The 7,382-nt window shown below is 34.4% G+C and carries 4 protein-coding genes and 1 pseudogene; 4 read left to right on the top strand and 1 reads right to left on the bottom strand.

Features of this window, described 5'->3' with window-relative positions; all coding sequences use genetic code 11:
• Positions 1-33 precede the first annotated feature (33 nt).
• The 3 genes and pseudogenes from H9650_RS09240 to H9650_RS09230 form a co-directional block, all read left to right on the top strand.
• Positions 34-334 (top strand): annotated as a pseudogene (locus H9650_RS09240) (transposase); the annotation flags it as partial.
• 158 nt (positions 335-492) lie between these two features.
• The gene (locus H9650_RS09235) at positions 493-1,215 is read left to right on the top strand and encodes an NERD domain-containing protein (RefSeq protein WP_144538413.1); all 723 of its coding nucleotides are present in this window, start codon (positions 493-495) and stop codon (positions 1,213-1,215) included.
• Between the two features lie 93 nt (positions 1,216-1,308).
• Complete coding sequence (locus H9650_RS09230) at positions 1,309-4,455, top strand: DUF3427 domain-containing protein (RefSeq protein WP_225215989.1); 3,147 nt, start codon at positions 1,309-1,311, stop codon at positions 4,453-4,455.
• Positions 4,456-4,782: 327 nt separating this feature from the next.
• On the opposite strand, the gene H9650_RS09225 is transcribed toward H9650_RS09230, so the two are convergent.
• Positions 4,783-5,655 (bottom strand): LysR family transcriptional regulator, encoded by an 873-nt coding sequence (locus tag H9650_RS09225; protein WP_191697030.1) that lies wholly within the window; start codon positions 5,653-5,655, stop codon positions 4,783-4,785.
• A 193-nt stretch (positions 5,656-5,848) separates the two neighbouring features.
• On the opposite strand from H9650_RS09225, the gene tcuA reads away from it, so the two are divergent.
• Complete coding sequence (gene tcuA, locus H9650_RS09220) at positions 5,849-7,357, top strand: FAD-dependent tricarballylate dehydrogenase TcuA (RefSeq protein WP_191697029.1); 1,509 nt, start codon at positions 5,849-5,851, stop codon at positions 7,355-7,357.
• The last annotated feature ends 25 nt before the right edge of the window (positions 7,358-7,382 follow it).

Genomic DNA, 7,382 nt, shown 5'->3' with positions numbered 1-7,382 from the left:
CTTACATACCGATCAACCACAAAGGAAGGATAGTGCACGCATAGTAAGAATCACCAAAAAATGATTCAACGCCACATTTGGCATGACTACCTGGATGTAGCTGAAGACTTGCGACACAACCATTAAAGAAGTATATGGAAAGAGTAAAGAAAAGCATGGTATACGATGGACAACCCTAAAGGAATTAAAAAAATTGTCCATGCAGGCGATGCTGACTTTTGCTGCCTTAAATACTAAGAAACTAGCCGGTTTAACATGGAAAACCCAACCTGGCGTAATAAGAACCAAAATGATAAGCTGCAACGGACTTTTTCACCGATTTAACCTAGATTAATTGGAAAAGGGTTGGAAATCGAAATGGTTTCCAACCCTTTTGTCTACACTCTGGCAGATACTCTTTCTTCATTATCTGTTTTTTATTTTTCGGCTTGTTTATGGAATAATTTTCATCTAAAGTATAACTATCGTCTACTGGGAAAGGGGTGAAATAAGATGATAGTCATATTAATAGCAATATGTTTTGTGACTCTTTTAGTTAGTTTAAATAATCCATCTGTAAAGGGATCTATTGGAGAGTGGCAAGTAAAACGTCGTTTAAAGGGGTTAAATGAAGAGGAATATATTGTACTTCATGACCTGTTGCTTCCTTACGAGGAAGGAACCACCCAAATTGATCATGTTGTGTTATCAACGGTAGGTATATTCGTTATTGAGACAAAAAATTATAAGGGATGGATTTATGGTAAAGAGAAGCAAAAATATTGGAAGCAAGTAATTTATAAGAACAAATATAATTTTCTCAATCCAATTATGCAGAACTTTGCTCATCTAACTGCAATACAAACGTTACTAAAAGAAATGTACGATGGACCTTATTATTCAATAATAGCATTTAGTAGTGAAGCTACCTTTAAAAATCTAGAAATAAGTTCTGACCATGTACGAGTCTTATACATATCAGGTCTTTTTAAAACGATAAAATCCTATGAACAGAAAGTAATCCTTCCTTATCGAGTGAAACAGATTGCAAAAATATTAATAAATGCGAATATACAAGGAAAAGAATCAAGAAAAGTCCATGTTCGAGAAATAAAAACCAAACTAAATATGGATATTTGTCCCCGTTGTAAAAGCCAACTTATCACTAGAACAGGTAAATATGGTGATTTTAAAGGTTGTTCTAATTTTCCAAAATGTCGGTATGTGCTAAAGTGATTGGAAATCTAAAGCAAATTATAAATATTAGAGTAAAAAGGGGTAACATATAATAAACTTGATTTAGATTAAGTTTTCTATGGAGGTGTTTCTTTGAAAGAAGGCATTTACGACCTACCTATAAATAAAAACATTTATTCAGAGTTAAAGAAGCTTTCTCCTGAAATGTACGCAATTGACTTAGATAAAATGGATTTCGAAGAGGCAAAAACCTACTTTGCTTCATATATTTCAGAGGTTACTAAAAAAGCTCTCTCATATATCCGGGAAGATGCAAAAGAAGATGAAGAAGCGCTTTTGTTGCAAATTCAAACTTGTAATCAAATTATTCAATTGTTAAATTCAAAATTACACGATGAGGATTTTGTAAATCTACAACTAGATGAAAGAGGAGAAATACTTACTTCCGTATATAAAAAGCTAAACAGTGTACGTACAGTTCGTAAAGAGAAGCCAACTCGACCAATCACTTCAATTTCTCAAAGCTCTCTTTTCACGGGATCTCAATATGAACCTAACATGTTAGAAGAATTAAAAAAAGAGATTGCTTCCTCTGATGAAATTGAATGGATAGTTTCTTTTATTAAATGGTCTGGACTCAGGATCATATTAAATGAACTTAGGGATTTTACTATAGAACGTGGTGGAAGGCTAAGAATTATTACGACTTCGTACATGGAAGCAACAGACTATAAAGCACTTGTGGAGCTTAGTAAATTACCTAATACAGAAGTAAGGGTATCCTTAGATAAGCAACGAACTAGACTTCATGCAAAGGCATATTTATTTAAACGCGATTCTGGCTTTAGTACGGCTTACATCGGTTCTTCCAACTTATCTAATCCAGCATTAACTTCGGGGTTAGAATGGAATTTAAAGATAACCGAAAGGGATTCTTTTGATGTCCTTCGAAAGTTTGGGGCAACCTTTGAAAGTTATTGGAACGATGAGGAATTTAAATCTCTCTTACCTGATGAACACGAAAATTGGGAAATGGTGCAGTACTCATTGTCAAAAGAGACTGTAGCCGAAGAAACCGAACAGTATTATTTTGATATCCAGCCTTATCATTATCAAAAAGAAATATTAGATGAGTTGGAAGTAGAAAGAGTTATTCACGGTCAGATGAAAAATCTCGTAGTGGCTGCGACGGGAGTTGGAAAAACAGTAATATCTGCTTTTGATTTTAAACGATTTCTAAAACAAAAACCTAACGCAAAGTTATTATTTATAGCACATAGAGAAGAAATACTACGACAAAGTTTGGTGACTTTCCGAACGATTTTGAAGGATGCTAACTTTGGTGAAATGTTTGTTGGGAAGCACGAGCCTAAGTCTTTTGATCAATTATTTATGAGTATTCAAAGCTGGAATAGCAAAAAGATGAGTGAAAATACAACTTTTGATTTTTATGATTATATTATTGTTGATGAATTTCATCATGCCACAGCACCCTCGTACAGAGCATTATTAGATTTTTATCAACCAACTATTTTACTTGGTTTAACAGCTACACCTGAACGAATGGATAATGATAGTATTTTAAGCTATTTTAATGATCGAATTGCTGCTGAAATGAGGTTAACAGAAGCAATAAATAGAAAATTATTAAGTCCATTCCATTACTTTTGTGTAACTGATAACGTTGATTTAACTAGTATTAAATGGTCAAGAAAAGGATATGACATAGGAGAACTAACAAATATTTATACTGCAAATCATCGCAGGAGTGATCTAGTTATACAAAGTATAAAAAGGTATGTTACCTCTCTAAATGAAGTAAAAGCGTTAGGGTTTTGCGTGTCAGTAGATCACGCAAAATATATGTCAACATATTTTAATCAAAAAAATATACCTTCCATTTCATTGCATGGTAAATCATCACCTGAGGAACGAGTTGTAGCTCAAAGAAAATTAGTAAGCGGTGAGATAAATTTTATCTTTGTTGTGGATTTATATAATGAAGGAATAGATATTCCAGAAATAAACACGGTATTATTTTTACGTCCAACAGAAAGTCTAACTGTCTTTTTACAGCAACTTGGTAGAGGATTAAGACTAGCGGATGATAAAGAATGTTTAACTGTACTTGATTTTGTTGGACAAGCCCATAAGAATTATCCTTTTGAAGAGAAATTCCGATCGTTAGTAGGGAAAACAAAACATTCTATTCATCATTATATTGAAAATGGTTTTTTCCATTTACCTAAGGGCTCTGTTATCCAAATGGAGAAACAGGCAAAAGAATATATATTAAGAAATATTAAGGAAGCACGAATTAATAAACAAAATCTTATTGCAAAAATTAAACACTTCGAAGCTGATTCTGGAAGACGCCTAACTTTAAAAAACTTTTTACAATATTATCATCTATCATTAGCAGATGTTTATGGGTCACAAAAAAACCGTAGCTTTGAAAGGATGAAGGTAGAGGCGGGGGTTACAAAAGAATATAAAGCGGAATATGAGGATCTTTTGATGAAAAAAATCCATAAACTATTTCATTTGGATTCCTTAGATTTGATAAGTTTTTACAAAAAATATATAGAAAAGACTGATGTTAATACAGAGGAAGAGCAAAGAATGGAAGCAATGTTGTACTATTCATTTTTCTCTAAGCCTCCTAGGGATTTAGGTTTTTCTTCCATAAAGGAAGGACTTCGAGAAATATTAACGAGTCAAGCATTAAAGGACGAAATTCTCCAAGTAATCGAGGTTTGTTTTGAAAATTTAAGATTACTTGAGAAAAAATCTCCGTTCGATTTTGTGTCTCCTCTAAGAGTACATGCACATTATACTATAGACCAAATATTAGCTGCGTTTGGTTACTATAATGAAAAACAAAAGCCTGCTTTTAGAGAAGGAGTTAAGTATTTTGAAGAGGAAAAAACGGATGTTTTTTTCGTTACTTTAAATAAATCCGATAAAGATTTCTCTCCTTCGACTTTATATGAAGACTATGCAATTAATGAACAATTATTTCATTGGCAATCTCAAAGTAGAACCTCAGATACCAGCCCAACAGCAATTAGGCTCTTTAATCATCGGAAAACGAATAATCAGATTTCTATCTTTATAAGGGAATATAGGAATGAAGGACCGTATACCTCACCCTTTATTTTTCTTGGAACAGCTGATTATGTTAAGCATGAGGGTAGTAAACCTGTGAGTATTATTTGGAAATTGCACGAACCAATGCCAGCATACCTTGTATCAAGTGCTAATAAAAATGTTTTATAATATAATTTTCTTTTTGAACTCATTCAGACTGTCAACAAACCCTTATGTAGGGCCTAATTAGCTCCAAAGTGATGTGAATTAAGCAGAAAAGTGCCAACCTAAGAGGATATCTAATCCGTAGGTTGGCACTTTTTTCTTTTTAAATTATCTTGAACACTATCTATATCCACGAGTTACTAGTTGTTGAGGAACTAAATGAAATTAGCTGATCTTCCCTACTAGAATTTTTCTATGTTCATAAAGATAGCTATTTATGTAATAGATCTGGAAATCACTATAATCACTGTCATTATAGTGAAAAATGGCAAGAAAGCGTGACAAACAGATTCATAATACTACTTCTTGTTTTGTTTCGTTTAAAAAATGGATAAATGCTTTTACTTTGGCTAGCTCTAACGTAACATCTCTATAAAATAACCAAGTATTGCGGGTCAGAAAACGATTGTCGTCTATTTTAATAGGTGACACACACAACAGGTCGTTTTCTTGGATACAAATTTCTGGTAAAATGGCATACCCGAGCCCGTTTAGGACTAGCTCCTTGCAAGTATCAATTCTATCAACCTCCATGGAAATCATTGGTGGTTTCGTATAAGTTTCCTGCCACCAATTATCAATGGTATTTTTTAAGGATGGATCTGTTTTGTAATTTACTCTTGGAAGAGAAGGAAGTTCTTTAAAATTTATATTCCTACTAGATGCTATGCAAATTTTTTCTTCTCGTAATAATATTTTATGTTCCTTCCAGCTATAATCTCCTCTTACAATTCCAAGATGTGCCTCTTCTTTTTGCAGCATCTGCTGTATCTCGGTACTCCAGCCTGTTTTCAAATTGACATCAACTTGCGGGTACTCCTTTAAAAAATCTTTTAATAATGAAGGAAGGTCAAATCGGGCAAACAATCCAGAAACGCCCAATCTAAGCGTACCTTTCACTGCTTCATCCATATTAGTAATATGTTCTTTTGTATGGCGAAGCTGATAAATCATTTGATTTGCATATTGAACAAGGTATTCCCCCTTTACGGTAAACTCCACCCCTTTTTTTCTTCGTGAAACAATCTTTGTGCAGAATTCTTTTTCTAATTGTTGGATTCGATACGTTAATGCAGGCTGAGAAATATAGAGACGCTGGGCAGTTCTTGTTATATTTCTTTCATCGTGAAGTGTAGTTAATATATGCCAATCTTTTTCGTCCAAATATAACTAACTCCTCTCTCTTTTAAAAAGAATTTTCAATTTATTCTAACATTAAATGCTATGTAAATCACATATATGGAGCTCTTATAAGATTTTTCTATGAAGAAAAATAGAAAAGTAATATTATTATTTTCTGAATTTTATATTTATTATATTTTTTAAGATTCATTATAACTTATTAGGAGGAATTAGCATGTCTCATACACATAATTATGATGTTGTAGTAGTAGGAGCTGGAAATGCAGCTTTATGTGCAGCAATTGCAGCGAAGGAGGGTGGCGCCAGTGTCCTGGTTTTAGAAAAAGGATCAATAGAAAAACGCGGAGGTAACTCTTATTTTACTGATGGAGCGATTCGAGTTGCCTACAATAATTTAGACGCTATCAGAAAAATAATACCCAAATTGACAGACGATGAGGCAGCAAATATTGTGATGCCAGAGTACACGGAACAAGATTATTATGATGACTTAATGCGAGTAACGAGTGGGAAAAGCGATCCTCAACTAGGTCAACAGCTTGTTTCCAAGTCCTATGACACAATTGCATGGATGCAAAATCAAGGTATTAACTTTGAATTGAACTATGATAATCAATCTTTTCTACAAGACGGCAAACGACATTTTTGGGGGGGGTTGCCGATTAAAACAGAAAACAAAGGCGTTGGATTAATAAAGAAGCTTTTTGAAAGAGCTCAAGAGCTTAGTATTGAGATTTGGTATGATTCCCGTGCTATAAAATTAAATAAAGAAGATGAGCAAATTACAGGTGTTGTTGTGCAAAAAGAAAATGAATCGATTACTGTAAATACATTTGGTGTGATTTTAGCGTGTGGTAGCTTTGAGGCCAATAAGAATTGGAGAAGTGAGCATATTGGGGAAGAATGGGAAGCTGCCATTGTCCGTGGAACTGAATTCAATACAGGTGATGGTATTACGATGGCTTTAGAGGTAGGAGCACAAAAATATGGGGAGTGGGAAGGCTGCCATTCAATTGGTACAGATTATAATGCTCCCAAAGTAGGTGACTTTGCAAAACCCGGCGATATTTTTAAAAAGCACTCTTATCCATATAGCATCATGCTAAATAAAGATGGAAAGCGTTTTGTTGATGAGGGAGCAGATTTACGAAATTATACGTATGCCAAATATGGTCGTGAAATACTGAAGCAACCTGGCCATGTCGCATATCAACTCTATGATGCGCAGGTTAGACCTATGTTAAGGAAAGAATACGATCTGGAAGAAGCTACTTTTTTTCAAGCGGATACTTTAGAAGAACTAGTAAATTTGTTACCAGTGGATAAAAAGCAATTTTTAGATACGGTGAGCGAATACAATCGAGCAGTAGAGGAAGGCGAATACAAGCCAGCGGAGAAGGACGGGAAGGGAACGAAGGGAATTACCCCTCTTAAATCCAATTGGGCACTTCGAATAGAACAAGGTCCGTTCTATGCTTTTCCAGTTACGTGTGGCATCACTTTTTCGTTTGGCGGACTACACGTAGATACGACAGGTCATGTATTAGATGCAAGAGAAGAGCCGATAAATGGACTTTTTGCAGCAGGTGAAATGATTGGTGGAATCTTTTACGAAAACTATCCTGGCGGGTCAGGTTTAATGTCGGGTGCTGTATTTGGGAAGTTGGCAGGAGCATCAGCAGCTAATTATATTAATAGGGAAAGAACAGAATTAGCCAAATAGCATATATTCTCCTCGTGTCTGGAAG

Origin of the sequence: Psychrobacillus faecigallinarum, from assembly GCF_014836595.1 — a bacterium.
GTDB lineage: Bacteria > Bacillota > Bacilli > Bacillales_A > Planococcaceae > Psychrobacillus > Psychrobacillus faecigallinarum.
Note: the sequence above shows the minus strand (reverse complement) of the source record. Positions and strands in the feature narration are given on the sequence as shown.